This window comes from Peribacillus sp. Hz7, from assembly GCF_042136355.1.
Classification (GTDB): Bacteria; Bacillota; Bacilli; order Bacillales; family DSM-1321; genus Peribacillus; species Peribacillus asahii_A.
Genome location: NZ_JBHHJV010000001.1, coordinates 675,021 through 699,920, shown reverse-complemented (window position 1 = coordinate 699,920; position 24,900 = coordinate 675,021). Strand labels below are relative to the sequence as shown.

30 protein-coding genes and 2 pseudogenes are annotated in these 24,900 nt (G+C 35.7%); 5 read left to right on the top strand and 27 right to left on the bottom strand.

The features are described from left to right. Positions 1-3: 3 nt before the first annotated feature. From ACE199_RS03335 to ACE199_RS03305, 7 genes are all read right to left on the bottom strand, one after another. Positions 4-3,138, bottom strand: a complete 3,135-nt coding sequence (locus tag ACE199_RS03335) for an AAA family ATPase (RefSeq protein ID WP_375348557.1) — start codon at positions 3,136-3,138, stop codon at positions 4-6. Then, positions 3,135-4,280 carry an exonuclease SbcCD subunit D gene (locus ACE199_RS03330; RefSeq protein WP_252294753.1) on the bottom strand — a complete coding sequence of 382 codons (1,146 nt, stop codon included), beginning with the start codon at positions 4,278-4,280 and terminating at the stop codon, positions 3,135-3,137. The genes ACE199_RS03335 and ACE199_RS03330 overlap by 4 nt, the downstream gene beginning before the upstream one ends. A gap of 126 nt (positions 4,281-4,406) precedes the next feature. After that, positions 4,407-4,838 (bottom strand): DUF2621 family protein, encoded by a 432-nt coding sequence (locus ACE199_RS03325; RefSeq protein ID WP_127759972.1) that lies wholly within the window; start codon positions 4,836-4,838, stop codon positions 4,407-4,409. Between the two features lie 146 nt (positions 4,839-4,984). Further along, positions 4,985-5,239: a hypothetical protein gene (locus ACE199_RS03320; RefSeq protein ID WP_375348556.1), complete on the bottom strand. Its 255-nt coding sequence runs from the start codon at positions 5,237-5,239 to the stop codon at positions 4,985-4,987. Between the two features lie 268 nt (positions 5,240-5,507). Then, positions 5,508-5,987: a CcdC family protein gene (locus tag ACE199_RS03315; RefSeq protein ID WP_252294751.1), complete on the bottom strand. Its 480-nt coding sequence runs from the start codon at positions 5,985-5,987 to the stop codon at positions 5,508-5,510. 89 nt (positions 5,988-6,076) lie between these two features. Continuing rightward, positions 6,077-6,436 carry a response regulator gene (locus ACE199_RS03310; RefSeq protein WP_375348555.1) on the bottom strand — a complete coding sequence of 120 codons (360 nt, stop codon included), beginning with the start codon at positions 6,434-6,436 and terminating at the stop codon, positions 6,077-6,079. 137 nt (positions 6,437-6,573) lie between these two features. Then, positions 6,574-7,281: a cytochrome c biogenesis protein CcdA gene (locus tag ACE199_RS03305; RefSeq protein ID WP_375348554.1), complete on the bottom strand. Its 708-nt coding sequence runs from the start codon at positions 7,279-7,281 to the stop codon at positions 6,574-6,576. 649 nt (positions 7,282-7,930) lie between these two features. On the opposite strand from ACE199_RS03305, the gene ACE199_RS03300 reads away from it, so the two are divergent. Beyond that, positions 7,931-8,269 carry a hypothetical protein gene (locus ACE199_RS03300; protein ID WP_252290509.1) on the top strand — a complete coding sequence of 113 codons (339 nt, stop codon included), beginning with the start codon at positions 7,931-7,933 and terminating at the stop codon, positions 8,267-8,269. 122 nt (positions 8,270-8,391) lie between these two features. Here the strand turns inward: ACE199_RS03300 and ACE199_RS03295 are convergent, their stop codons facing one another. The 7 genes from ACE199_RS03295 to yneA form a co-directional block, all read right to left on the bottom strand. After that, a complete protein-coding gene (locus ACE199_RS03295; protein WP_375348553.1) occupies positions 8,392-9,282 on the bottom strand; it encodes an Ig-like domain-containing protein in 891 nt (296 codons plus the stop codon). 637 nt (positions 9,283-9,919) lie between these two features. Next, positions 9,920-10,135 (bottom strand): YneF family protein, encoded by a 216-nt coding sequence (locus ACE199_RS03290; RefSeq protein WP_127759965.1) that lies wholly within the window; start codon positions 10,133-10,135, stop codon positions 9,920-9,922. A gap of 84 nt (positions 10,136-10,219) precedes the next feature. Then, positions 10,220-10,654, bottom strand: a complete 435-nt coding sequence (sirA, locus tag ACE199_RS03285) for a sporulation inhibitor of replication protein SirA (RefSeq protein ID WP_127759964.1) — start codon at positions 10,652-10,654, stop codon at positions 10,220-10,222. A 278-nt stretch (positions 10,655-10,932) separates the two neighbouring features. Continuing rightward, positions 10,933-12,939 (bottom strand): transketolase, encoded by a 2,007-nt coding sequence (gene tkt, locus ACE199_RS03280; RefSeq protein ID WP_375348552.1) that lies wholly within the window; start codon positions 12,937-12,939, stop codon positions 10,933-10,935. Positions 12,940-13,068: 129 nt separating this feature from the next. After that, on the bottom strand, positions 13,069-13,302 hold the full coding sequence (locus ACE199_RS03275) for a DUF896 domain-containing protein (RefSeq protein ID WP_119116317.1): 234 nt from the start codon (positions 13,300-13,302) through the stop codon (positions 13,069-13,071). Positions 13,303-13,359: 57 nt separating this feature from the next. Then, positions 13,360-14,025, bottom strand: a complete 666-nt coding sequence (locus ACE199_RS03270; protein ID WP_375348551.1) for a YneB family resolvase-like protein — start codon at positions 14,023-14,025, stop codon at positions 13,360-13,362. A gap of 13 nt (positions 14,026-14,038) precedes the next feature. Further along, positions 14,039-14,350: a cell division suppressor protein YneA gene (gene yneA / locus ACE199_RS03265; protein WP_164853169.1), complete on the bottom strand. Its 312-nt coding sequence runs from the start codon at positions 14,348-14,350 to the stop codon at positions 14,039-14,041. A 153-nt stretch (positions 14,351-14,503) separates the two neighbouring features. Here yneA and lexA point away from each other — a divergent pair, with 153 nt between their 5' ends. Continuing rightward, the gene (lexA, locus tag ACE199_RS03260; RefSeq protein ID WP_127759960.1) at positions 14,504-15,127 is read left to right on the top strand and encodes a transcriptional repressor LexA; all 624 of its coding nucleotides are present in this window, start codon (positions 14,504-14,506) and stop codon (positions 15,125-15,127) included. 22 nt (positions 15,128-15,149) lie between these two features. Here the strand turns inward: lexA and ACE199_RS03255 are convergent, their stop codons facing one another. The 8 genes from ACE199_RS03255 to ACE199_RS03220 form a co-directional block, all read right to left on the bottom strand. Continuing rightward, entirely contained in the window at positions 15,150-15,389 is a 240-nt protein-coding gene (locus ACE199_RS03255; protein ID WP_127759959.1) for a phage holin, read from the bottom strand. Positions 15,390-16,036: 647 nt separating this feature from the next. Beyond that, on the bottom strand, positions 16,037-16,285 hold the full coding sequence (locus ACE199_RS03250; RefSeq protein ID WP_252294736.1) for a hypothetical protein: 249 nt from the start codon (positions 16,283-16,285) through the stop codon (positions 16,037-16,039). Positions 16,286-16,585: 300 nt separating this feature from the next. Then, complete coding sequence (locus ACE199_RS03245) at positions 16,586-16,708, bottom strand: hypothetical protein (protein ID WP_286676624.1); 123 nt, start codon at positions 16,706-16,708, stop codon at positions 16,586-16,588. A gap of 461 nt (positions 16,709-17,169) precedes the next feature. Further along, the gene (locus ACE199_RS03240; RefSeq protein WP_375348550.1) at positions 17,170-17,571 is read right to left on the bottom strand and encodes a hypothetical protein; all 402 of its coding nucleotides are present in this window, start codon (positions 17,569-17,571) and stop codon (positions 17,170-17,172) included. A 28-nt stretch (positions 17,572-17,599) separates the two neighbouring features. Next, complete coding sequence (locus ACE199_RS03235; protein WP_375348549.1) at positions 17,600-17,890, bottom strand: hypothetical protein; 291 nt, start codon at positions 17,888-17,890, stop codon at positions 17,600-17,602. After that, positions 17,844-18,023: a YjcZ family sporulation protein gene (locus tag ACE199_RS03230; protein WP_286676528.1), complete on the bottom strand. Its 180-nt coding sequence runs from the start codon at positions 18,021-18,023 to the stop codon at positions 17,844-17,846. Before ACE199_RS03230 ends, ACE199_RS03235 begins: the two co-directional genes overlap by 47 nt. 143 nt (positions 18,024-18,166) lie before the next feature. Beyond that, on the bottom strand, positions 18,167-18,337 hold the full coding sequence (locus tag ACE199_RS03225) for a hypothetical protein (protein WP_375348548.1): 171 nt from the start codon (positions 18,335-18,337) through the stop codon (positions 18,167-18,169). 290 nt (positions 18,338-18,627) lie between these two features. Beyond that, positions 18,628-18,705, bottom strand: coding sequence for a peptidoglycan-binding domain-containing protein (locus ACE199_RS03220; RefSeq protein WP_375348615.1), 78 nt, complete (start codon positions 18,703-18,705; stop codon positions 18,628-18,630). 239 nt (positions 18,706-18,944) lie between these two features. On the opposite strand from ACE199_RS03220, the gene ACE199_RS03215 reads away from it, so the two are divergent. Both ACE199_RS03215 and ACE199_RS03210 read left to right on the top strand, forming a co-directional pair. Continuing rightward, positions 18,945-19,115 carry an aspartyl-phosphate phosphatase Spo0E family protein gene (locus tag ACE199_RS03215; protein ID WP_375348547.1) on the top strand — a complete coding sequence of 57 codons (171 nt, stop codon included), beginning with the start codon at positions 18,945-18,947 and terminating at the stop codon, positions 19,113-19,115. Positions 19,116-19,365: 250 nt separating this feature from the next. After that, positions 19,366-19,701, top strand: coding sequence for a L,D-transpeptidase (locus ACE199_RS03210; protein ID WP_375348546.1), 336 nt, complete (start codon positions 19,366-19,368; stop codon positions 19,699-19,701). A gap of 632 nt (positions 19,702-20,333) precedes the next feature. On the opposite strand, the pseudogene ACE199_RS03205 reads toward ACE199_RS03210, so the two are convergent. From ACE199_RS03205 to ACE199_RS03195, 3 genes and pseudogenes are all read right to left on the bottom strand, one after another. After that, positions 20,334-20,753: pseudogene (locus ACE199_RS03205) on the bottom strand (DUF1064 domain-containing protein). Between the two features lie 123 nt (positions 20,754-20,876). After that, on the bottom strand, positions 20,877-21,293 hold the full coding sequence (locus tag ACE199_RS03200; RefSeq protein WP_375348544.1) for a hypothetical protein: 417 nt from the start codon (positions 21,291-21,293) through the stop codon (positions 20,877-20,879). Positions 21,294-21,295: 2 nt separating this feature from the next. Then, positions 21,296-21,511, bottom strand: coding sequence for a hypothetical protein (locus ACE199_RS03195; protein ID WP_375348543.1), 216 nt, complete (start codon positions 21,509-21,511; stop codon positions 21,296-21,298). A gap of 255 nt (positions 21,512-21,766) precedes the next feature. On the opposite strand from ACE199_RS03195, the pseudogene ACE199_RS03190 reads away from it, so the two are divergent. Next, a pseudogene (locus ACE199_RS03190) lies at positions 21,767-22,907 on the top strand (tyrosine-type recombinase/integrase). A gap of 101 nt (positions 22,908-23,008) precedes the next feature. Here the strand turns inward: ACE199_RS03190 and glnA are convergent. Then, positions 23,009-24,343, bottom strand: a complete 1,335-nt coding sequence (gene glnA, locus ACE199_RS03185) for a type I glutamate--ammonia ligase (protein WP_375348542.1) — start codon at positions 24,341-24,343, stop codon at positions 23,009-23,011. A 37-nt stretch (positions 24,344-24,380) separates the two neighbouring features. After that, positions 24,381-24,785: a MerR family transcriptional regulator gene (locus tag ACE199_RS03180; protein WP_119116327.1), complete on the bottom strand. Its 405-nt coding sequence runs from the start codon at positions 24,783-24,785 to the stop codon at positions 24,381-24,383. Between the last annotated feature and the right edge of the window lie 115 nt (positions 24,786-24,900).

Here is a 24,900-nt window from a genome sequence, read left to right as displayed (position 1 = left end):
CTTCTAACTTGAGAAGCAAAATGCCGTTCGACTGCCTTTTTGAGTAGCCATTACTTCAAGCTGCGCATCAATTCTCTCCTTTAATTCTGGCACATGCGAAATAATTCCGACTAAGCGGCCGCTGCTTTGAATATCCATTAGTGCCTCAATGGCCTGATCTAAAGATTCCGGATCTAATGTCCCAAATCCTTCATCAATAAACATCGTTTCTAATGAGATTCCGCCTGCATGATTTTGAACAACATCTGCAAGCCCTAATGCAAGAGCAAGTGCTGCTTTAAAGCTTTCGCCACCTGACAATGTTTTCACATGACGTTCTTGACTTGTATATTGATCATATACGGATAGTTCTAACCCACTTTGAATATTTCTACGTGCCGGATCTAATTTACGTAACAATTGATAACGTCCGCTCGTCATTTTCAATAAACGTGTATTGGCCTCTTTTAAAATATCATCTAAAAAAGCTGCGAGTACATAGCGCTCAAACGTGATTCTAAATGGGTTTTGTCCTCTTGCCATTTCATATAAATGCCCGACGATACTATACCTTTCTTCCATTTCTTGTTGTTGCTCTTTCATTTCCATTAATGTTGCTTGAATCTGTTCGTTCTTTTGCTGCGCTACGGTTACTTCGTTTTGTTGATGACGAAGCAATTCAAGTTCCTCATTAAGTCGTTTAAAAGTGGCTTGAAGACTAATTAAATCAGGGCGAGTAACTCCCATAAGTTTCAATTCAACATCATGATACAAACTCGTAATCGTTTGCCATTGCTGTTCGTACTGTTGAATTTCTTTTTCCATCCACTCTATTTCACTTTCAGTTCGTTTCGCAGCCCCATACTCTTTGTAGGTGGCAAATCCTTGCTTTGTCATATCTGCACTGAATTTTGTTCGTTCCTCATCTAATTCTCGCTGTAAGGAGGTCACCTTTTTCTCTACTATTTCTTTTTCCGTACGAATAGCAGACTCCTGTTCCTTCGCTTTTTGTAAAGCCATTTGCGCATGCTCAAATGCTTCTTGCAGTTTCTTTTGTGTGGCTATCGCTTCATTCAAGGTAAGTAAATAAGCTTGTTTTGTACGAATTTGTTCTGGAAGCGATTCTGTTAATCCTGTAAGCTTCGTTTTCTGTTCGATATAAGCCGTTTTAGCCTGGTCCTCTATTTCTTTCCATTGTATAAGACCTGCTTTTAGCTCCTGTACCTCTTCTTTTACTTGTAAAAGTTTTACTTCTAAATGTTTTAGCGCTTGCTTCTTTTGAAGCAATTGAGCTAACTCTAAACGAAGTCTAGCAGCTTGTTCATGATAATCATGTTGATAAGAGGACAATTTATTACGCTCAAAAGTTGAAACAATTTCGATTAGTTCTTCTTCTTGTTCCTGAACCCGCTTTTGCAACGAATTAAATTGGGACTCTGCTTGAAAAAATTCACTCTCTTTTTTGCGTTTTTGCTCTTCCCTTTCTGTTAAACGTTGCTTTTGCTGCTTCATATCTGCTTCTGACGGCATTTCTTCAAGCAAATGGGCTGGGTTCGGATGATCCTCTGCACCACAAACTGGACAAGCATGCCCTGTTTGCAATGTTCTTGCTAATAAACCAGCCTGACTTGCTCTCCATTTTTCTTCAAGCTCCGCAAAACGCTGCTGCTCTTGAGCCTGCAGATCCATTTTATTCCTTAATTGCTGTAGTTGTTCATTTTTTTGTTGTTCTGCATTTTCCAGTGCAATTAGGCTGTCCGAGAGCTTATTTAACTTTGTTAACAATGCTTCATTCTTTTCCGCTTCCCGTTCTTTCTCAGCATAAAGCAATGTAGCTTGCTCAGCATCAGCTTTCGTTTGTAAAATTTGTTCAACTAATCGTTCTTTTTCCACTAAAGTTTGCTCTGCTGCTTCTCGTTTTACAATACTTTGCTTCCACTTCTCTTCACTTTGTTGAACGTCTGTCTGAAGTTGAACAAATGAAAAAATAGACTCTTTTAGTTGCTGCAGCTGATGAACGGCACGCATCGCTTCTTCCCGTTCCCCTGCTTTTGAAAGCTCTGATTCATATACTTGTGCTAGTTGTTGATGTTGAACAGCTAGATGATCTGCTTGCACAGCTAACTTCTTTAGTTCTTCTTCATTATTTTGTTTTTCTCTACCGACACGCAAATAATACTGTTCCTGCTTTTCAAGCAGCGAAGCTTTCTGAGCTCTTTTCAAACTTTCTTTCCATTCTTCTATTTGAGTTCGCTTAGCTGCTAACTCTTCTTTCTCATGATGTCGCTTTTCCTTTTCAGCAAATAGTTGCAGTACTTGTTCAGCCTTTGTAATCTCTTGATGTAATAAATCACGAGATTCTTGTTTCTCTTTTAGTTGACGGTTATATGCATCCCGCTGTTGGATGGAGGCTGCAATCTCGTCTGCTAATAAAGGAAGGATGAGCTGTTCATTCGGTTCAGCCGCCGCTATCGCGGTTTGCAATTCTTCATTATCGGAAACGATAATACTTTTTAACAAATCCATACGCGCTTGCAAATTTTTTTCACATTCTCTTTTTAAAGATAAGGCGTCTTCTTTCAGTTTCTCTTCAATTCGTTTATATTGTTCTGTATGAAATAACTTCTGAAGAATTTGTTCTTTCTCTTTACTCTCAGACGTTAATAGCTTTCGAAATTCCCCTTGTGGAATCATTAAGATTTGACGAAATTGATTAGCATCAATTCCGATAATGTGTTTAATGTTTTCATCTACTTCACGCACATTCGCTCCAAGTAATTTCTTATCACCATCTACAGATAATTCATAGAGCTCTGCTTTCGCCCCAATAGTCGTTGTGCCCTCTCCTGATTTCTTCTTTCGTTCTTGTTGCGGCGAGCGCTGGATAAAATAAGTTTTTCCACGTAGCCTAAATTCCAGTGACACACTTGTTATCATATGCTCTTCTGCAAATTGACTTCTTAAATCTGTACCATTTCGGTCTTCACCACTCGCCTTTCCGTAAATCGCAAAACTAATCCCATCAAAAATGGTCGTTTTTCCAGCACCGGTTTTTCCAGAAATAACAAACATCGTGCGATTAGCAAGTTCAGTAAAATCAATCGTTTCACAATTGGCATATGGACCAAATGCCTGCATCGTTAATTTCAGCGGTTTCATTTTTCTCCCTCCTCTTGCTTCACCGAATCAATCACAGCAATCATGACATCTCGTTTCTTTTGATCGAATTCACGATCGGTCATTTCATTATAAAATGTTTCAAATAAATCTAGTTCCGATTTCCGTTCATCTTTAATAGAAGAAAAAGATTGCTTTCTTCGCAAATCCATAACATCCCATTTTCGCTCCAGGTGAAGCACATTAGGATACACTTGACGCAGTCTATTGATCGGATCTATCAAGGATCCTTCGTCTAATAGCGTAATTTTCAAGTAATCTTCTATTTGTTGATGTTGATAGAAGCTAGGGTCTAATAATTCTTCCATATACCCTGCGATTTCACGTACATCCCGCTTCGGTGTTAACGAACGATAGCGTAAATCAAAATCACCATTCTCCTTCATTTCAATAATTGACAACGACTTCTTCTGAGTCGCTTCTGAAAAAGAATATTTTAATAGTGAGCCTGAATAGTAAACCTTCGGATGGCGGATTGCATCAGGACTATGTAAATGTCCTAACGCTGTATAATCAAAGGCATCAAAAACATCAACGTGCACACACCCCGTCCCGCCAACTGATAGTACACGCTCTGAATCACTTTCCTTACCTCCTAATACGAAAGCATGACCGACTAACACATTCGCTTCATTTGGATTCAACGTTTCAGAAATCCGATCTGTAATTGCTTTCATTGCCTCTTGATGCGATTGAATATGAGGATCTCCGATAATTTGACGCACAACACCAGGTTCAGCATAAGGAACACTATAAAAATTCACACCATTAATCCGAGCAGGCTCAAAACTATTGACGATTCTCCCCTCTAAATAAAGCTGGCTTTGACGATACCAAGTCGAACCAAAAGATAGTCGTTCCGCCGAATCATGATTACCTGAGATGGCCACAATCGGTGTTTTCATTTCTACATTGATTTTATATAATGTTTGATCTAAAAGCTCCACTGCTTCGGTTGGTGGAACGGAGCGGTCATATAAATCACCGGCAATGACAACAGCATCCGGCTTTTCCTCTTCTACTACTTCTATAAACTGCTGCAGCGCAAATCGTTGGTCTTCCGTCATATGAACACCATGTACAACCTTTCCTAAATGCCAATCAGCGGTATGAATAAACTTCATCCCTCTCACGTCCTTTCTTTTTCTATTATTATAGCAAAATATCCATATTAAATTTAAAAGCGTACACACGTTCTTTTTTATTGTGTAATAAAAGACAAGCTCTTAAAGAACCTGTCCATTTTGTTGTTATGATTCAAACAAATGCTCATATAGGCTCATATTCACTTCCCGTTCAAGAAGTTTTTTCTTTAAAAACTTATGATCACGCTTCGGTGTTGCAATAATATATCCACGAATGATTAAATCCTCAGTAATTTCGTTCGCTTTCTCTTTCAATGCTAATTCACCAATTTTACCGGCAATTTTCTGACGAGCAACATCTCGAAATAATTCTGGAACAGGGTCAACTAAATCGTCTAATAACACTTTTTGATCGTGTGACCACAATTCCTTTGTTTGTTTCACGTAATATTCTTCCCAATCCATATCGGATTTTCCATCCTGCTTTGGTAACCGTTTTAAAAACTTTCGAAACATAAAGAAACCACCAATTCCCATTAGCAGCACTAACGTAAGGACCCAAAACAGAATAAACCATAGAAACCAACCTTCAAGCATGAATCTTCACCTCATATGTACAAGATTCTCTTAATTTATATTATAGATAAAGTTCCTTTTTTTTACAACTTTATTTCAAAGATGTCATATTTCTGTTTAAAAAACAAAAAACACAATTCAACTTCTTAGTCGATTGTGTTTTTTGTTTATTTTAACACTAATGTAGCACTGTACTCTTTATCAAAAAAATTCTGATAATGCTCTGTACATAAATTACTTTCATTTTCTATTATTGCATGAGCTTCCTCATAAAAATAATACATATTACATTGCGTACAATAAGCGGCATCGTTTCGACATACACAGCATATTCCCTGCTCTATAATGGAATCAATATGTTGAAGGTCTTGATAATTCTCATAGCCCTTTTGACATGATTCACAACAGTACACTTGCATCATATTTGTTCCCTCATTCTCCATAATAATATATTTAAGTTAATCACATTATAAAACAAAAGAACTATAAACCTTGATCATAAATCTTACATTTTTGTTAACAAAACCTTAACCAACTATTAACGAATTATTAATATTACTCCATATGTAAATAATTGCTACATGCAACCTGAAAACGAAATTGCTCCTTTCCTATTCATAAGCAACAAAAAAAGCGAGCTACTATTGTGTAGTCTCACCTCTTATTAACTATACTAAGCAATATGATTAATCAAGCCATTTTTCCGTTACCTAACTGCGACTCTTTTACTTTTTGATATTGGAAATACATTGCAATTCGCCAAGGAACAATCATTCCTAACGCGAGAATATAAAACATGCCAGCTAATACACCAAATTCTAGTGTACTTCCTAATATAATTTTAGCAACTAAGCGAATTAATAAAAGAGCAACCAAAATAAATACAAACGCTTTCGATCTCTGCATATAAATTTGATTGTCTCTCACTTCAAACTTGGATGTTTTAATTAATAAAATCGAAAATAACAGCCCTACTGTAAATGCTTCTATAAATTCATAACTGGTTATGCGAAACATCGGAAAAATAAACATTAAAGCCCCCGTACTCATAAATAGAGGCGGCAAAATAATCTTCTTCACATTCACAGGTCTTTCGGTTTCGGTCATCCTGAACTTATATACAGTAATCCCCATAATAATAGCAATTATCGCGGATATATAAATCACCATCTATCATTCCTTTAACTAAATTAGGTAACATTATAATATTACGAATAAAAGTATATATTACCTAATTCAGATAAGCAAGAAGACACACTTTAACTAAGAGTACGGTTTATAGCCTCGATTACTCGACCCTCATCAAAAGGTTTCACAATAAAATCCTTGGCACCTGCTTCAATCGCTTCAACGACCATTTTCTGTTGCCCCATTGCAGAACACATGATCACTTTAGCTGCAGGAAATTCCTGTTTAATTCCTTTTACCGCATCTAACCCGCTCATAATCGGCATGGTAATATCCATTGTTACAAGGTCTGGATTTAAGTCTCGATATCGCTCAATCGCTTCCTGTCCATTTTCAGCTTCACCAACTACTTGATGATTAGCTTTTTTCAATATGTTAGAAAGGGTCATCCTCATAAACTTTGCGTCATCTACTACTAATATTTTTGCCATGATTATTCCTCCTCATTTCATACAACGAAGCACTATCTTATTCTATATCTATACAAAAACTAGAAAGTATCTTTAGAATATAAGACTTAAGTCCTTTAATCAAGATATATTATGTTACAATTTGTTTAAAATCCCCATTAAAATCCTGTAAACCCTCCAAATAGACTAGATAAAACACTAATAATCTTGGTCATCCAATCAAAAAACAACACGACTCCCATTACAATCATTAAGTACCCACCGGCTTTCATCATGCTAGAACTATACTTTTTAATCCAGGACATTTTTCCAATAAAGAAAGATAGCATGAAAAACGGAATCGCAAAGCCTAAAATATAAGCAATCATATAATACATCGCAGAAGCCGGTTGAGATATCCCCATAGATATAACGGCACCAAGAATAGGTCCTGTGCAAGGTGTCCATCCTGCTGCAAACGCGAGACCAATAATCATAGAACCAAAATAACCAGTAGGTCGATTTTTAAATTCAATCCTCTTATCTTTCATTAAAAATTGTGGCTGAAACACTCCTAAAATAATTAAACCAAAAAGAATAATAAGAATGGCCCCAATTTGACGAATCAAATCAGAATAATCATAAAAAAAGGTCCCTAAAAAAGAGGTACTAAAACCAAGGGCAATAAATACAAGAGAAAAGCCTAATAAAAAGAAAAGCGTATGTAAGAAACTTCTTCTTTGGAGCATAACCGGTTCTGCTTTAATATCTCCTACACTCATCCCTGTTATATAAGAAAGAAAAGCTGGATATAATGGTAAACAACATGGTGAAATAAAACTCAGTATCCCTGCTCCAAAAGCTAAAAAGATATTCAAATCATCCAATACTTTCCCCCCTAGATAAAAAGTATATATCCATTGTAGCAAAGCATTTCATAAAAATACATTTATTGGTTTCCAATTATACTCTTACGAAATATGATGAGGCATTTATAATAAGGAAGAAACTCGGCTTATCTTTGATTTGTTGTACGAATACTCCAACCTTCATGAAATTAAAGGGAATCATGTAGTAAAGAAATAAAAAATTGTATGAGTAAAAACGCTGATTAAGTACATAATAAGAAACATAGAGCAACGATTAGATTATTGCTTTGTTATCTGCAAGCGTGTAGCTCAACTGGATAGAGCGACTTGTTCACATTATACGATAGTGAATAATGTATTTTGCAGGTTCGAATCCTGCCACGCTTGACCTATTTTTAACTTTTAAGAATAATGAAACTTCCCTGTTTATCTCCCCTTCTTAACACCGCCTTTCTCTGTGAAAAGCTACCGCTTCCCTGACAACCCATCAAAATTGATTTACTTTTTCTCTCTTTCATACTTTGACGCAGTCCTGTTATCTTCTTTTAATAAAAATAAGTTGTTATGTAACTGTATAGAAAGGAAAATGCAAAGATAAATTGATAGACTTATAAGAAAAGCTTGTTGCTTAGTATATATAATGAAGTTGACTAAAGGGAGATGAACCATGGAGGCGCATGTAAAGAAGTCTTTAGAAGAGTGGAAAACAGAAATTTGTGAGTTATTACATGGAATAGATAAAGAGTATGAAGAAGTAAAACGTGAGCTTCAGGTTTATTCCTATAAATTCAGCATTACTAAACAGGTTGTACAATCTACAGTCAATGATGAAATTATCCGTAACATCCGTGAACTTTATCATAAACCGTTTGAACAAAGATTTAACCAGTTGAAAGAAGAAATAAAAGACCTGGAAGAAAAGAAAAAAGTGTTTCAGATGTTTGTAGATAAAATTGATAAAGTAAAAGAAAAAGAAGAGGTAAAACCATATACATCTGCTCAATAATCCGAAGACAAGCAGTGCAATAAAGAGTGAAGTTTAGTTTATATAGAATGGATAATAGATTAGCCCTCCCTTTAGAACATGTTTCCTAAAGGGAGGCTTTTACATATAAAACCCATTTGAATTTAATGTTTTACAACTGTAGTAGTTGCCTTTGAACTAGTATTCCCCGCCTTATCCTTTGCAGTAATAGAAAGTATAGTTCCCTTTTTCTGTGCTTTTATCTTAACAGAGTAATTTCCGTTTGAACTAGCCTTGGCAGACCCAAGTTTCTTACTTCCTGCCTTTACGGTCACGGTTGAATTAGCTTCAGCCTTTCCTTTAACTACTTTATCGTTATCGTCTACCCTTTTAACAGTTGGCTTAGATGGCTTAACATTGTCTATAAATATAGTTCCGATCGCATATAAGTCCTCTTCTGTATTATTATCAATGTAGTCGTTATCTCGGTCTATGACACCCACATAGTATGTGCCTTTTTTAGCCTGATACGCTAGTGCTTCAACATCGTACTCATAATCGTACTCATAGCCTAAATATTCTAAGTTACTATTCTCAACAAAATCTTTTTGCATTGCACCAAATCCTAGATCAATGGAGTATGAATTAGTTTGTCCACCTACTAATAAAACTCCACCCCTAGGCACGACAACTTTATAAACATCTACATCACCCAAAGGAAGTAATTGACCGACTGCTACTTTTTCAAATGATATTCTATTTGCTGAATTAAAATCGTCATTATACTCTTCTTCTATAGTGTAATCATCCTCACTGGAAGCACGACTCACAGTACCCATTTTATCGGAACTTTTTGCAGAGCCTTTTATTTCTACTTGCAGTTGATTCAATGCAGCCGAATCCACTAAACCTTTTGGAAGTGGCTTTTCTACTTGGCGTTCAATAGCTTTCCTTGCCAACTCGAACTCATTTCCTTCTGCCTTAACAGTGCCTACCGATAATGATGAAGCTAATACACCTATAGCTACTAATGACAAAATACCTCTATTGCGCATATTCTTCCCTCCTACATTTGTTATGATGAACTATATACTATATTTATACTAATACATAAGAACCATTTTTACTATATTTATCCATAAAAGAACTTAAAACCCCATCATTAAAGTCGAATCATCTTCCTTCTCAACTCTCCTATAAAATCTAGCAGTCTCTTACTAAAGCAACTATAAACCTAGGAAGTATCGCTGCATTTATTCACAAATCAATCTTAATATAATTCAAGGAAGGCTAATTCAAAAAAACCTGTTACCACGCTATTAGAAGCTAACTAGAACACGTTGAAAGCCTTTTAGGACAACAAAAAGCGGGATACAAGTGTTGTTCCCCGCCCCGTGCTACCATATTACTTCTTTTTAAATTGATTAGTGGACTTGAAGCAACTGCTTGATCAAGTAATGCCTTTTCTTTTCTTTGTAAAAATTTTTAACTACAACACCCTCTAGCAACATGAAAAAACCACTCTTCTTTGGTTTAGTTTCCAATAGAAAAAGTGGTTTCGAATTAATAAATGAAAGATAAAGCAAAAATAAACAAGATTCATGATGACGGATTCAGTCTTTGTCCTTTTTCACGAACTGTTCATCCTATTTTATCAATCAAAGAATGCTAAAAACCTTATGTAGCAAGGTTTTATTTACCTTGTTGTTTATTCATTGCTTGCATCATTTGATTAATTTTCTTCTGCGATGGTTTTTGTCCCATTTGCATCATCATCATTTTTAACATTTGTTCATTAATTGGCGGATTTTTCTTCAAATAGTCCATCATGTACTTACGAGCGATGAAAAATCCTAGAGCAATACCAGCAAGCAATGCTAGAAAGCCAACTAGAATGTATAACCACATACTATTTCCTCCTTCTTGTTGTCTAACATCAGTGTACTAGACCAAAGGTTATTATACAATATTCCCTGCCGAAAAGTCCTCTATTTAGACAAATTTTCTTTCCTTAATCGGCTTGAGCCAGCCAAAACGCTCATGATCGAAATCAATAGCCAAGAAGCTAGGCCCACATTTACGAATGCATTCAAAAAAGGCCGTTTCTGCTACATAATCTCCGCTCGATTGAATCTCCACAAAATCTCGATGAATCCATAATGTTGCACAACTCCTGCCATTATTCTTTTCTAAGTAATATCCCCCATTTTGATAGCAAAAATTCTGCTTCTTTTGTTGTTCAATCACTTTCTTCACTTGCTCATTCGGAATGATTTTCGTTACATATTCAATTTGCTTGTGTAAAATATCTCGTAAAGATCCCGTTGTCTGAACATATTCCAAAAATAAATTGAAAAGTGACCTTTCTCTTCCAAAATAAAGCTGAGCAACTTCCTCTTCTATTAAATAGACTCGATAGGTTCTCATTCAGCCAACGCCTCCTCACACTTAATTTTTAATAACACATCATAGAAAAATCATATTTTTATATCCATCTAAAAATAGATTTATTTACCATATTAAAATTCACTTCCATTATATAGGATACATCTAAAAAGATATGTTGTTTATTGAAAAAAAAAATCAGAACTTTTGTCGAAAGAAATCTAGTTACTCCAAAAAGCATTCTAAAACTTCACTTACTTCCATACTTTTTGACTATAAAAAAACTGACATCACAAAATGCGATGTCAGTTTGACTTCTATTATTGTTGAATTAACGTTTTAACTCGAGAAACGATATTTTCAACTGTAAAACCAAATTCCTTCATAATTCTTCCGCCTGGTGCAGATGCTCCGAAGTGATTAATTGCTAAAATATCACCTTCATCGCCTGTATAGCGGTCCCAACCAAATGGTGAAGCTACTTCTAACGCTAGACGCTTTTTAATAGAAGGATTTAAAACACTTTGTTTGTATTCTTTCGTTTGAGCTTCAAAACGATCCCAAGATGGCATGCTGACAACGGCAACATCAATACCTTCTGATGCTAAAGCTTGTTGTGCTTCCACAGCTAAGCTCACTTCTGAACCAGTTGCAAGTAATAATGCATCAGCTTCTTGTTTTGTCGCTGGAGACACGATGTAAGCCCCTTTAGATACACCTTCTAAAGCTAGTTCAGCTGTATTTTTCAACGTTGGCAGACCTTGACGAGTTAATACAAGAGCTGTCGGTTTATCTTCTGATTCAAGAGCTAGCTTCCATGCTGCCGCTGTTTCATTTCCATCAGCTGGACGAATCACACCTAGGTTTGGCATCGCACGTAAAGAAGCTAATTGTTCGATTGGTTCATGAGTAGGACCATCTTCTCCTACTGCAATACTATCGTGAGTAAACACGTATGTGACTGGAAGCTTCATTAAAGCAGCTAGACGAATTGCTGGACGTAAGTAATCTGAGAATACGAAGAATGTTCCTCCAAATACTTTCACACCGCCATGTAACGCCATTCCATTTAAAGCAGCACCCATTGCGAATTCACGGACACCGAACCAGATATTACGACCGCTATATTCACCAGGGACAAGATCTGCTTCTCCTTTAATCGTCGTGTTGTTAGAACCAGCCAAGTCAGCTGAACCGCCGATAAAGCTTGGCACGTTTTTCGCAATTGCATTCAACACTTCACCACTTGATGCACGTGTTGCTAATGATTTACCTTCCTCATATACAGGAATGTTTTGATCCCAACCTGTAGGCAGCTCACCTTTAACAGCAACTTCTAATTGACTAGCAAGTTCTGGGTATGCTTCTTTATAATTTGCAAATAAGTCTGTCCACGCTTGCTCTTTTTGACTTCCTGCTTGTACACATGCTTCTGTAAAGTAGCTGTACACTTCATCAGGAACGTGGAAATCTTTTTCAAACGTCCATTTGTAAGCATCTTTTGTTAATTTTAATTCATCTGCACCTAGTGGCGCACCATGAACAGATGATTTACCAGAACGGTTTGGTGAACCATATCCAATGACTGTTTTCACTTCAATTAATGTCGGACGATTCTCATCCGCTTTCGCTTCTTCAATCGCTTTCGCAATTTCACCTAAATCATTGCCATCTTCGACACGTAAATACTGCCAACCATATGCATCGAAACGCTTAGCTACACTTTCACTAAATGATTTATCTAAATCACCATCTAATGAAATATCGTTTGAATCATATAACACGACTAAGCGACCTAATTTTAAGTGACCAGCTAGTGAAGCCGCTTCTGCTGAAACACCTTCCATTAAATCACCATCGCCACAAATACTATATGTAAAATGGTCAACTACATTATAGCCATCTTGGTTATACGTTTCAGCTAAATGACGTTCTGCCATTGCCATCCCAACTGCCATCGCAATCCCTTGTCCAAGTGGACCTGTTGTCGCATCTACTCCAGCTGTATGACCGTATTCTGGATGTCCTGGTGTTTTACTTCCCCATTGACGGAAATTCTTTAAATCATCTAATGATAAATCATATCCAGATAAATGAAGTAAGCTATATAAAAGCATAGAACCATGACCTGCTGAAAGTACAAAGCGGTCTCTGTTAAACCAGTTTGGATTTTTTGGGTTATGGTTCATAAATTGAGTCCATAATGTATACGCCATTGGCGCTGCTCCCATTGGCATACCAGGATGACCTGAATTAGCTTTTTCAATTGCATCAATCGACAATGTTCGAATCGTATTGATGGCTAATGCATCGATTTTTTCTGACATTTTTAAAACTTCCTTTCCTTATATGTACTTCTTTATATTATAGTGACATTCCCAATATAACAACTAAAATCATGAGAACTTTACATAAAAAAAGAATACAACTAGTGTGTATTCTTTTTTCTCTTTCACTTAATGTAACCTTCTTTTTGCTTTAATATCTTTAATTTTTTGTGGAGTTACGTCTTTTCCTTCTGGATCAATAACAGTCATATGCTCCAACGTATTAGACATAGATTGTCGAAACGTCTCTAAATATTCGCTCCGGAGCTTCGTTTGCTCCTTTGCCTCTTCCATTGTTAAGCCGACTTCTTTAGATTTTTTAGATAACTCATTAATACGAGCTAATTTTTCTTTTGATAGCATGCTCTCGCTCCTTCTATATATAACAGATACTCACATCGTATTAAAAAAGAAGCAAAATTACAAGTTCTCTGATTCATTGTCCTCACTTGTTTGCGCGTATTCAAGAAAACGCCGATGAACGGTTGCTTTTGACACGTTATAGCCAAATCCTCTTAATGTTGCAGCAATATCAGCAAAAGTAAGTCCATTGACCCGCAATCGAACAATCTCTTCAATCGGCACTTCTTTACGATCTCTTCCACCAGCCTGCCCTCGATTTGAAAGGTTTTTTTGCGGACGATACCCATTCTCCACCGCTCGAATCATACCACGCTTAATTTTTAAATTATGTAGTTTTCTTTGATACTCTTCTACAATGCTTACGATTTGAATAACCATAGCATCTGCATCTGACAATTCCATTTCACCATCATGTGTTAACGTATAAATCTTAATACCTTCCTTTAAAATCAGATGAAAAAGAGCGATTTTTGCATTTCCTCTGCCTAATCTTGTCTCATCTTGAATAAGTAAAGTATCTGCTTCTTGGTTTTTAAACCATTCTAGCATTTGAAAAATGCCATCACGATTCAGCTCATATCCACTAGCTTGCTCTTTCACAATATGAACAACTTCCATATTTAGTTTGTTGGCTAACTTGATAAGCTCTTCTTCTTGTCTAGTTAAAGAGGTTGTTTGAGATTCTTTTTCCGTACTGACTCGACAATAAATGACTGCTTTCATAACTTACCTACCTTTATTCAGCACTTGCCATACTTTGAATATGCTCATCCTGAGTAACAGGGATGATGATTGTTTCACCTGGCTGCAAAGCATCTGCACGTACTTCATTATATTCTTCTATCCAATCAATGAATTCCGCTTTTGTCAAATGACTTTCTTCATACCGATTAGCGATGCTCCATAATGTATCGCCTTCCTCTATGAGAATGGACTGGAAATGTGCTGAAGAGTCTTCTTGAATTGTAAGAGAGAATAAGATTGATAAAAGAAACACAGCACCTGCTACCACGATAGTATAAAAATACTTTTTATAAAAAGCCTTCAATGAAAACCCCTCCGCCACGAATGTTTGTTCTGTTAATTCGAATTATAAAGCGAACAAATATTCCTGTCAATATTTAATCTAGAACTTATGTTTGTACCCTATAACACATCATGGTATACTATAGAAAAAAGATGAGGAGAAGAGGTGTTTCAAATGACAAAGCTATCCAAACGTCAACAAGATATTCTTAATTTTATAAAAGAGGAAGTCCAAAAAAAGGGATATCCACCATCTGTAAGAGAAATCGGCGAAGCAGTTGGTCTTGCTTCTAGTTCAACCGTGCACGGACATTTATCACGCTTAGAAAGTAAAGGATTAATTAGACGTGATGCTACAAAACCACGAGCTATTGAAATCCTTGATCTAGATAAAGACAGCCAAATCCCACAAAGCAACGTTATTAATGTTCCACTTCTTGGAAAGGTTACAGCTGGCCTGCCTATTACCGCAATCGAAAATATTGAAGAATATTTTCCTCTGCCAGCGAATATGGCTCCTCATGATGAACAAGTGTTTATGTTAGAAATTATGGGTGAAAGCATGATTGAAGCAGGTATTCTTGACGGAGATTATGTGATTGTTAAACAGCAAAAAACAGCTAATAATGGGGATATTGTCGTAGCCATGACAGAGGAAAATGAAGCTACGGTAAAGCGATTTTTTAAAGAGGAAAGCTACATCCGATTGCAACCTGAGAATTCCACTATGGAACCAATTCTTTTACATGATGTAACTATTCTCGGAAAAGTCATTGGATTATATCGTCATATTCAATAAAAGCGCAACTCGCGCTTTTTTTTTATTTTAACCCTTTTTTCTCTAATTCTTCCTTTTGAATTCTTGCTTTTTTCGTCAACACATATGTGTTTTTATATACCGCATACATATTAACAACCAATGTGATAAATGCTGATAGCAGCCAAATAAATGCACTAATACTGTCCTCAGTAAACCAGTCCAATTTAATTCCAATCGTACTTAGGAAAAATAATAAAGCTGATAAAAAACCGGCCAGTAACGTTAAGAGGTCTTTAACCATTACATTCTCCCCTTAAATAAGCGATGTCAGATTAGCAATGATATCATACTTGTCCATTTTTAAAGTACGTCATCAACTTACCTCTTCTGCATCATTATTTTATGCACATTATTAAAGAAAGGTGATACAATCCCTAGCACTATTTTCCATCATCCCTCTATAATTATATAAACCCGAATGGATTTTCTGACATGATCCCATCTATTCGAAGCCAAAAATCAACAGAGAAACATTCTTATATCTACTTAGCAAGTTGAAGATATATTAGGATACTCACGCAAACGCACCTTCTCAGCACTAGGTTCTCCAGAAATGCACTATAGAAAAACAGACCACAAAGTTCTAATCGTACATCTTAGGTTATAAGAATAAATAACTAATTTAGAGGGGGGGAATTTAACAACAATTAATTACTTATAGTTTACTAACACCGCTTTAGCTAAGGTTATATTAAATAGCCTTTGTTAAAAATCGTATAAATCAACAATATTCATTAACAAAGCCCTTAAATAAAAGAATTAACGAGACGCTCCTTATAATATAGCCTTTTCTAAAGCAGCCCTCTTTCTTATTAACTACATCTCTATTATCCAACTTATCTGCCTATCGCTCGATGATGTTGAGCTGTTATGCATTGTTATTCTGCTTTAATTAAATTCCCCTACATGATATTTGTTCAATAAGCGCTCTTGAACATATTGCCTACATTCAGGAGATAATAAAGACCTTTCAGGATGAATGATGTCTCCAAAAGGCTTATCATCCAAAAATTTAACTTCTCCTTCAAATTCTCTCTCTAAAATGGCATCATAACCCTTTATTTTCACAAAAGTAGTGTTAAATCCCGTTGTGACAAAATCTACTATATGTAAAACATGCTGACGTTTTTCAGACATTGTGTATACCTCCTCCATTTAATATATAATTACATCAAAATCTATTGAAGAGCGTATGTCAATATATTTGATAAAAGATAAAAAACCGCTAGCGCTTAAAGCTTCAACAGTTCGAATAGTACAGGCTTCTATGTAGAAATACATCGATACCCCCATTAACATAACACGAATCATTTACAAACATATAATTGGTAATGAAGATTATCATCATTCCATACAAACTTAAAAAGTATAAAAAAAGACACCTCATTTAGGTGTTTTTCGTCATTGAATCTAATTATTGACAGACTTCTAAGCTTCTTACAAATCTGTTGTTTGCTCAAGCAATTGATCAATATCTACTCTTTTTCGATCTACAAAACAAGTCTCACCGACTGCATTACCTGTATCCTCCAATAATTTATCAATGTCTATTTGTTTCATACCAAAAACTCCTTGAGGATATTTCTAAAAAAAAGACGGCCAGTACTAAAAAGAAACTGACCGTTTATGAAAAAAAAAAGCAATTAAAGTAATAACATTATTACTCTACTTATCATAAATTTTTTGTCGGTTTTTGTCGACAAGTAAATTACGTCATAATATCAATAATTTCACAATACTTAAAAGACACATGTGAGCCTTAGTACAAAAAGTTAGCCTTTTTCTTAGCCAGTCCTAATATTCCCTCTGTGCTTTCTCTCTCATTTTATAGAGCCAAGCAAATAAGTCCAAAATTGGCCTGCTGTCAGCAATATCATTTAACAATTCGCCATCCTTCTTCCTTATCACGACAATCCTATGTTTGATTTTCTGTACATACTCTTTTACTTAATAGGCAAAACAAAAGAGCGAGCACTTAATAAATTAAATGTTCACTCTTTTCATCCCTCAAAACATTCATTTTACGGTTGATGGCTATTTTGATATGCCGTTGCAATAGCTTGCGCCTGTTGAAATTCTTGTTGCGCTTGTTGAACATCTTGTTGTTCTTTTTTAAGTTGTTGCTGTGCTTGCTGTAAGTGCTGATTTTCAGTTTGTACTAATTGCTGCGCTTGAAGTAATTGCTGACTTTCTATTTGCAACTTTTGATAGGCCTTTTGGACATCTTGCTGCAATTGTTCCAATTGCTGTTGTTCCTGAAGAGTAGAAGGTTGAATACTTTGTAATTGTTGATGCGCTTGTTGGACAGCTTCTTGCGCTTGTTGCATTTGCTGTTCGCTTGTACTAGATTGCGCTTGTTTCACAGCTTGTTGAACAGATTGAGCCACTTCTGGCAATAACAACTGTTGATTTAGTTGTGTCATAAAAAAAGCCTCCAATAATTATTATTTATTACTTAAAATGCTCTTTCATTATCGTGCTCATAATAGCTGTTTCTATGCTATAACTCAGTTCAAGCGCATCAGTATGATCCCAAACAATTAATGCAAGATTTTTGCTTATCCCATACATCGCTCGTATAAAAATGAGCATAAAAGGCAACAACTTTTTTATGCTATTTTTATCCATGTTTTTTATTAAATTAAAATGAGACTTTAAAAATAAAAAGACTGCCCAAAAGGGCAGCTTTTCATTTTTAACAGTATGCACCATATCCATAGGCTGGAGCAGCATATCCGCCACCAAATCCACCGCAGAAACTAGCTCCAACGATAATTAAGAGAATAAACAATACAACTAAAAAGGCAAATCCACCACCAAATCCACAGCCTCTGTCAAATCCATCACAACAATCATCTCTACGAACGCCAGACATACTATCACTCCTTATTTGTTTTAAGGAGGTACTTAAATGGGTTAATTTATTCTATGTTCCATATAGATTAATGACACAATTTATTTTACTTCTGCTCTCACAAACATAATTCCGAAGGTGAACGGGTTCATTTCGTTAATTCTCTAATTTTCTGCCTTGACAATAAAACTGGTTAATAGCTCTTCATCAATAGAAACATCACTCTTCCAAAGTCCTGGTTTATCTAAGGAGAATTTCGCACCACTTTTGTTATTGTCAATCTCCCATTCATAAAGTTGAACAGTCTCTTTGGTTTTCTTATGAGTGGCTAACATTTTGTACTTCTTCACATTTAAATTAGTGGGATTATCAAAAAAGTAAACATCATAGTGCCTACCCTGCCCAACTGGAAATACTGGTTCATCAGCTTCACCATTAACCTTAATATTTTAGAAGCAACAATTTTTACGAAAAATCCAACTAAAAAGAAGACAAATAAAAAATTATTATGGTACCTCTTATAAAAAACTAAAAATCCCCTCTCCTATTATGGAGAAGGGGTCGCATCCGTCGCTAGAAAGAAGCTTCACTATTATAACAACTTGAACAGTTTTTATACAATTATTTAGAACAGTATGTCCCAATTCTTGATACCGACAATGCCATCTACAACAAGTCCCTTACTCTCCTGATAAGCTTTCACGGCTTTTCTGTAGCCGAACCATATTCTTCTCTATCTACTTTCACACACAAGACACACTGGATACATTCAACTTCTTCTCTTTTTTATTTTTATTAAATATTGTTAATAACAGTCGATTCCATAGACTAAACACTCTAAAAATTTTTCATCGTATCATTACATTTTTGTAATAATTAGTTTATAATGTTAAATATTTATTTAATTTTGGTTTTTAGTCACAAATCAGCAGGAGGTAAGTCATGAATACAAAAACTTCATCTCTTAAACATCTGGAAACTTCCATTTGTTATTTGAGAACTCATATGATTACTATTGGAATATCAAAAGGACTTACGCATTCTGATACGATTAAGTACAGTCAAAAGTTAGATATTTTATTGAATGAATACCAGAAAATTAAATCAAACTGATAGCACTTTTAAAAGTGCTTTACGACCTCTTAAATTCCCCTGTATCAAGTGAATCCAAAATACATACAGTAATATACAGAGCAAGGCGTTTAGTCATCGAGATCAACACCAGTGAGCCTTGCTCTTTTATTGTGCATTCTGTTCATTAAGTTGCTTTCTTTATTTTCTCATTAACTGCTTGCTCAATCCCTGTTCATTAACAAACGCCTTAGTTACTTCATACATTATTTAAAAAACGGGGTTGAACTTCATGGCGAAATGGATTGACGTATCAACATCACGACATCAATTAAAACTTTTTGATGGAAACAGACTTATAAAAACTTACCCAATTGCAGTTGGAAAAATATTGTCACCAACACCTTCCGGGACATACACGATTATCAATAAACAGCCTAACCCCGGCGGACCATTCGGAGTGCTTTGGATGGGATTATCAAGGCCCCACTACGGTATACACGGAACAAATAATCCAGCTTCAATCGGTAAGAATGTCTCACATGGATGTATTAGAATGTTTAATCATGATGTTCTAGACTTATCATCTAGAGTTCCAATTGGTACTGGGGTTTCCATTCATAAATAAATCGGTTAACCTTGCTCCTTTGCTGCGTAGTTTTGGTCTACTCTCCACTTTCAAACTTCAAGAAAGCATTCCTAAACACTAGCACTTTTTATCCAGCAATCAATATATGAACGAATGACATATACTGAAACTAACCTACTTGATAAGGAGGGCATCCTTTTGGATACTGTACTTGCCGTTTTTGGAAATAAAGGAATTATGTGGGTGATTTGCTCAGTTGTTGTTTGTGTTTCCATATACGGATTCATATCATTCGACTATTTTTTAAAGTAATCACTACATAACTGGTCTTCTTGCCTTTATAGACAAGGAGACTGGTTACTGATGAAAAGAGCAAACCATTAAATAAGTCACTAGATTTTCAAGAGGCCAGCCAAGATACAAGTAAAATATTTGGAGGTATGAAACCTACAAAGGTAATAAAAAAGCCCCGATACTAGTAGTATCAAGGCTTTCAGTTGATTAATACATTGTCATGTATTGATCGCGTTCCCATAGGTGTACTTGCGTACGGAACATATATGATGTTGGAAATGAGAAATGTACTGAATGCGATCCCCTTGTATGATGGTGTTTTTAGGCACTTCTTCATATTTAACTAACAATAATCAATATATAAATATTGACAGTTTTTAGTCATATTTTGGTCGAGCGTACATGCTTGACTTTATTATTTCCACCTCTTCAAATAATAAAAATAACCATAAAATTAATCGTTGACCAATTGTTAAGCCATGATTATCATATTTATATACTTGGCTAAATACATCATCAATCAATGGCTTATTATTTGATTTACGCTCGATGATTAGAACTGGAACTTTATCATTATTTTTAATGGCGTAAACATCTGCTATGTAATCAATCTTTCCAAAAGTGATACCGTTCTTTTTAAATGAATCTTGAAGCAAATATCGTGGCTGCAATTTAAAGCTTGTGATTTGTTCAGATAAAAGTAGCTATTTTAGCTGCTCATAATATTTACTTTCAGCGATGCTATCAAATTTATGGCCATCTACTCTGACCTTCTTGTTGCCGTATTTTGCGGCCATTATTCGGTTCCCTCCCACTCAATCACTTCCATCATCATTCCGTAGCACGGACACTTCTTTTTAGGAACTACCATACCGAGCAATTCCTCGACATGGCAGTCTTTGCAGATGTATTCAAACACCTTATGCATCCTTCTTCCTTTGACTTCTCTTCTTACGGAAAAATAACTGTCTCAATTGTTTTCTGGCTTGTTGATTCCTCTTGATAGCCTCTTCGAAAGCTCGACGATATTCTATTGCTTTCAATACATCTTCTTCTTTTAAAAGTGGATGTTCAGCAAAATGAGCAGAGAAACCTTTTGTCTGGAGATCGGTGAATCCGTTTACCCAGGAACCTTCAAAACATCCGTTTTCGCATTTTTCATGTATTTCAACAACAGAACCTTCGTAAGCATATCTTTGATGATGATGAACTTCGCCACTACAGATAAGACACTCTGGTCCAGGGTTGGTATTGAACCGTTGAAAATCATATGCATCCTCACCGTATTCCTTAAACAACGCTTTATTTATAGCTCTATACCTTGTTCTCCCACTCATCCTCAAGCACCCTTTCTTTCTTCTACAAGAACAGGATTAATTTCAAAATTATCAAATGATTCATTGTAAAAATCTCCTGGTGTATAGTAACGATCTAAGGCATTCTGTTCTTCTTCTGAATAGCAAATCATTTTATGCCTCGCGATTCCTTCTTTTTCCCAGAAGATAACGAAATAAGGACCAAAGCCATTAAAACCAATCGCATTAACCTTCCCCATCACTACACCTCAATTCCAGCTTTAAATAATTTAGAAAAATCCTTTACATAAAATACGGCTCCGTTTTGCATTTTGATACACATACTTTCATTATTTTTAATGACTTCTACAATATATTTAGGGTTGATTACTACATAGTGAATCAAAAAGAATACTACTTATCCTCTTTCAGGGTTTTTCTCCCAAACAAAATAGAACATATACTCCTATTTTAGTTTTAAAAGGAGCGATAAAAAACGGCTAGTATTAGAAAGTATAATAAAGAAAGGTGAAAAAAATTACTCTTATGAATATCGCATAAGATACAAAGATCCATTCACTCAAGAATTCAAGGAAAAATCGAAACGTGGTTTTAAATCTGAAAAGGAAGCTATGCACGCTACTGTAAAAGGAGAGATTAGAATTGAACAAGGACATGAAGTTGCAGATAAATCTTTGAAATCGTACTTAAACACATGGCTGGAAGAATATAAAAAAGGGAACAGTTGCTAAAAATACTTTTGAACTGCATGAACATAATATTAAAAATCACATGGTCCCCTACTTCAAAAATATTCTTTTGAAAGACGTTAAGCCCGTTATGTATCAAAAGTTCATTAATCAACTAGCTGCCAAAGGTTATAGTAAACGAACAATAGAAATTATACATGGCACAATGTATAACGCTTTTGAAAAAGCTGTGACCCTAGGAAAAGCCCAAAAGAATCCTTGTGTTGGCGTCACGATGAAAGGTAAACAGAAAGAACGTGAAGTAAAGTTTATTGAACCAGAACACATCGGCGATTTTTTACAAGCAGCTTATGAATATGGATATGTCTACTGGATTTTTTATAAAGTGCTCATTGAAACAGGTTTACGAAAAGGTAAAGCCGCTACTCTTCAGTGGACAGATATTGACTTAAAAGAGGAGACAATTAGTATTACTAAATCACTTGACTTTAAAGAGGCTAGTAAAGATCCAAGTAAAATGTTTGGTAATACCAAAAACTATAATTCCAAACGAGTTATCACAATAAGTCATGCACTTGCTAATGACCTACGTTTTCATCAAAAGTATCAAAACCAAAACAAATTAGCTTTAAAAGATAACTATCATCATGATCTAAATCTAGTCCTTTGTAGAAATGATGGAAACTATATGCCAAAATCAAGTCTTTTTAACTCATTCTCTTGAATCTTAAAAAAAGCCGGATTACCGGAACTTCCGATTCACTCAACGCGGCATACACATGCTGTATTACAACTTGAAGCAGGAGCTAGCATGAAATATTTACAAGAACGACTTGGGCACGGTAGTATGCAAATCACATCTGATGTTTATTCGCATATAAGTAAAAAACTCGATAAGGTTGCGATGAGCAATTTTGAAGAATACATGAATAGCATTTTGTCTTGAATGTGAGTATTTTGTGGGTGTTTTATACAAAATTATATTATAAATAAAATCACCCACAAAATAAAAACCGTTGACGCTTAGAGCGCCAACGGTTCTATTGATTAATACATTGTCATGTATTGATCGCGTTCCCATGGATGTACTTGCGTACGGAACATATCCCACTCGATTTCTTTCGCTTCAACAAAGTGTTCTAAAAGATGCGCACCTAACGCTTCTTTAACAACTTCGTCAGATTGTAATACTTGTAATGCAGCTGCTAATGTAGCTGGTAGGTCAACAATACCTACTTCTTCACGCTCTTCTTTTGTCATAACATAGATGTTACGATCAACTGGAGCTGGAGGAGTTAGGTTATTTTTAATACCATCAAGACCTGCTTTAAGGATAACAGCTAGTGCCAAGTATGGGTTAGCCGCTGGGTCAACGCTACGTACTTCAACACGAGTTCCTAGACCGCGTGAAGCTGGAATACGGATTAGCGGGCTACGGTTTTGAGCAGACCATGCTACGTAACAAGGTGCTTCATAACCAGGTACTAGACGTTTGTAAGAGTTAACTGTTGGATTTGTCACAGCTGTGAAACCTGGGGCATGCTTGATTACACCAGCAATGAATTGTTCAGCTGTTTCGCTAAGTTCTAACTTACCTTCTGTATCATAAAATGCATTTTCATTTCCTTTGAATAAAGAAACGTTACAGTGCATACCTGAACCATTTACACCGAATAATGGCTTTGGCATGAATGTTGCATGAAGACCATGCTTACGAGCAATTGTTTTAACGACTAATTTAAATGTTTGAATGTGGTCACATGCTGTGATAGCATCTGCATATTTAAAATCGATTTCATGTTGACCAGGAGCTACTTCATGGTGAGATGCTTCGATTTCAAAGCCCATTTCTTCTAACTCAAGTACGATATCACGACGGCAGTTTTCCCCTAAATCTGTTGGCGCAAGGTCAAAGTAGCCACCTTTATCATTCAATTCTAGAGTTGGCTCACCTTTCTCATCTAATTTGAATAAGAAGAATTCTGGCTCTGGTCCAAGATTGAAGTTTGTGAAGCCCATTTCTCTTGCTTCAGCTAAAACACGTTTTAAATTATTACGTGGGTCACCTTCGAATGGTGCTCCGTCTGTCTTGTAAATATCGCAAATTAAACGAGCTACTTTTCCTTTTTCAGCTGTCCAAGGGAACACTACCCAAGTATCTAAATCTGGATATAAATACATATCAGATTCCTCGATACGTACAAACCCTTCGATAGAAGAACCGTCAAACATCATTTTATTATCTAATGCTTTCCCTAATTGACTTACTGGAATTTCTACGTTTTTAATAGTTCCTAAAATATCTGTAAATTGAAGACGAATGTATTTAACATTTTCTTCTTTTGCTAAACGAGTAATATCTTCACGTGTATACTTTGCCATGATCTATTCCTCCCCAAATGTGTAAAACTAATTATTTTTAATGGAAAAAGCGAGACATATCACCTTGTCGTAAAGATGTACGGTACTTACCGCCTTGCAATAATTCCGTTCGAAGAATTTTTCGCAACTCCACTTCACTTAGGTCTTGTCTAATCTTTTCCGCTTGCTCGCTGTCTTGTTCTTGAAGAGCCCCCTCATTCTTCACGGTAAAAATTTTTTTAATACCGGCTAGGTTCACTCCTTGCTCGATTAAATCCTTAATTTCGAGCAATCGATCGATATCATTTAATGAGAATAGACGACGATTGCCTTCCGTTCTCATCGGAGTAATTAATTGATGCTCTTCATAATAACGAATCTGGCGCGCAGACAACTCTGTCAATTGCATCACGATTCCTATAGAAAAAAGAGGCATCGAACGCCGAATGTTGTTGCCGCTCATTAAGCATCCTCCTTTTGTTTATCATAGTTTTATTTTATGCTATGTAATTTTATTTGTCAATGCAATGTTATGTTTTATAACATAAATATTTTTTACTTTGCTGAATTGCAAGTTA

Bases quoted from the DNA above. Each gene is read 5' to 3' on its own strand.
- ACE199_RS03230 (WP_286676528.1), bottom strand. From the start codon at position 18,023: ATGTCTGGCGTTCGTAGAGATGATTGTTGTGATGGATTTGACAGAGGC.
- ACE199_RS03275 (WP_119116317.1), bottom strand. From the start codon at position 13,302: ATGCTATCAAAAGAAAAATTAGCTCGTATTAATGAGTTATCTAAAAAA.
- ACE199_RS03180 (WP_119116327.1), bottom strand. From the start codon at position 24,785: ATGAGCGGCAACAACATTCGGCGTTCGATGCCTCTTTTTTCTATAGGA.
- ACE199_RS03290 (WP_127759965.1), bottom strand. From the start codon at position 10,135: ATGTGGTTATACATTCTAGTTGGCTTTCTAGCATTGCTTGCTGGTATT.
- ACE199_RS03215 (WP_375348547.1), top strand. From the start codon at position 18,945: ATGAATACAAAAACTTCATCTCTTAAACATCTGGAAACTTCCATTTGT.
- glnA (WP_375348542.1), bottom strand. From the start codon at position 24,343: ATGGCAAAGTATACACGTGAAGATATTACTCGTTTAGCAAAAGAAGAA.
- ACE199_RS03335 (WP_375348557.1), bottom strand. From the start codon at position 3,138: ATGAAACCGCTGAAATTAACGATGCAGGCATTTGGTCCATATGCCAAT.
- ACE199_RS03210 (WP_375348546.1), top strand. From the start codon at position 19,366: ATGGCGAAATGGATTGACGTATCAACATCACGACATCAATTAAAACTT.
- ACE199_RS03330 (WP_252294753.1), bottom strand. From the start codon at position 4,280: ATGAAGTTTATTCATACCGCTGATTGGCATTTAGGAAAGGTTGTACAT.
- ACE199_RS03200 (WP_375348544.1), bottom strand. From the start codon at position 21,293: ATGAGTGGGAGAACAAGGTATAGAGCTATAAATAAAGCGTTGTTTAAG.
- ACE199_RS03270 (WP_375348551.1), bottom strand. From the start codon at position 14,025: ATGAAAGCAGTCATTTATTGTCGAGTCAGTACGGAAAAAGAATCTCAA.
- ACE199_RS03300 (WP_252290509.1), top strand. From the start codon at position 7,931: ATGGAGGCGCATGTAAAGAAGTCTTTAGAAGAGTGGAAAACAGAAATT.
- ACE199_RS03255 (WP_127759959.1), bottom strand. From the start codon at position 15,389: ATGGTTAAAGACCTCTTAACGTTACTGGCCGGTTTTTTATCAGCTTTA.
- ACE199_RS03310 (WP_375348555.1), bottom strand. From the start codon at position 6,436: ATGGCAAAAATATTAGTAGTAGATGACGCAAAGTTTATGAGGATGACC.
- tkt (WP_375348552.1), bottom strand. From the start codon at position 12,939: ATGTCAGAAAAAATCGATGCATTAGCCATCAATACGATTCGAACATTG.
- ACE199_RS03240 (WP_375348550.1), bottom strand. From the start codon at position 17,571: ATGACACAACTAAATCAACAGTTGTTATTGCCAGAAGTGGCTCAATCT.
- ACE199_RS03245 (WP_286676624.1), bottom strand. From the start codon at position 16,708: ATGAAACAAATAGACATTGATAAATTATTGGAGGATACAGGTAATGCA.
- ACE199_RS03315 (WP_252294751.1), bottom strand. From the start codon at position 5,987: ATGGTGATTTATATATCCGCGATAATTGCTATTATTATGGGGATTACT.
- sirA (WP_127759964.1), bottom strand. From the start codon at position 10,654: ATGAGAACCTATCGAGTCTATTTAATAGAAGAGGAAGTTGCTCAGCTT.
- ACE199_RS03195 (WP_375348543.1), bottom strand. From the start codon at position 21,511: ATGGGGAAGGTTAATGCGATTGGTTTTAATGGCTTTGGTCCTTATTTC.
- ACE199_RS03225 (WP_375348548.1), bottom strand. From the start codon at position 18,337: ATGTTAGCCACTCATAAGAAAACCAAAGAGACTGTTCAACTTTATGAA.
- ACE199_RS03295 (WP_375348553.1), bottom strand. From the start codon at position 9,282: ATGCGCAATAGAGGTATTTTGTCATTAGTAGCTATAGGTGTATTAGCT.
- ACE199_RS03320 (WP_375348556.1), bottom strand. From the start codon at position 5,239: ATGATGCAAGTGTACTGTTGTGAATCATGTCAAAAGGGCTATGAGAAT.
- ACE199_RS03325 (WP_127759972.1), bottom strand. From the start codon at position 4,838: ATGCTTGAAGGTTGGTTTCTATGGTTTATTCTGTTTTGGGTCCTTACG.
- ACE199_RS03250 (WP_252294736.1), bottom strand. From the start codon at position 16,285: ATGTCTGAAAAACGTCAGCATGTTTTACATATAGTAGATTTTGTCACA.
- lexA (WP_127759960.1), top strand. From the start codon at position 14,504: ATGACAAAGCTATCCAAACGTCAACAAGATATTCTTAATTTTATAAAA.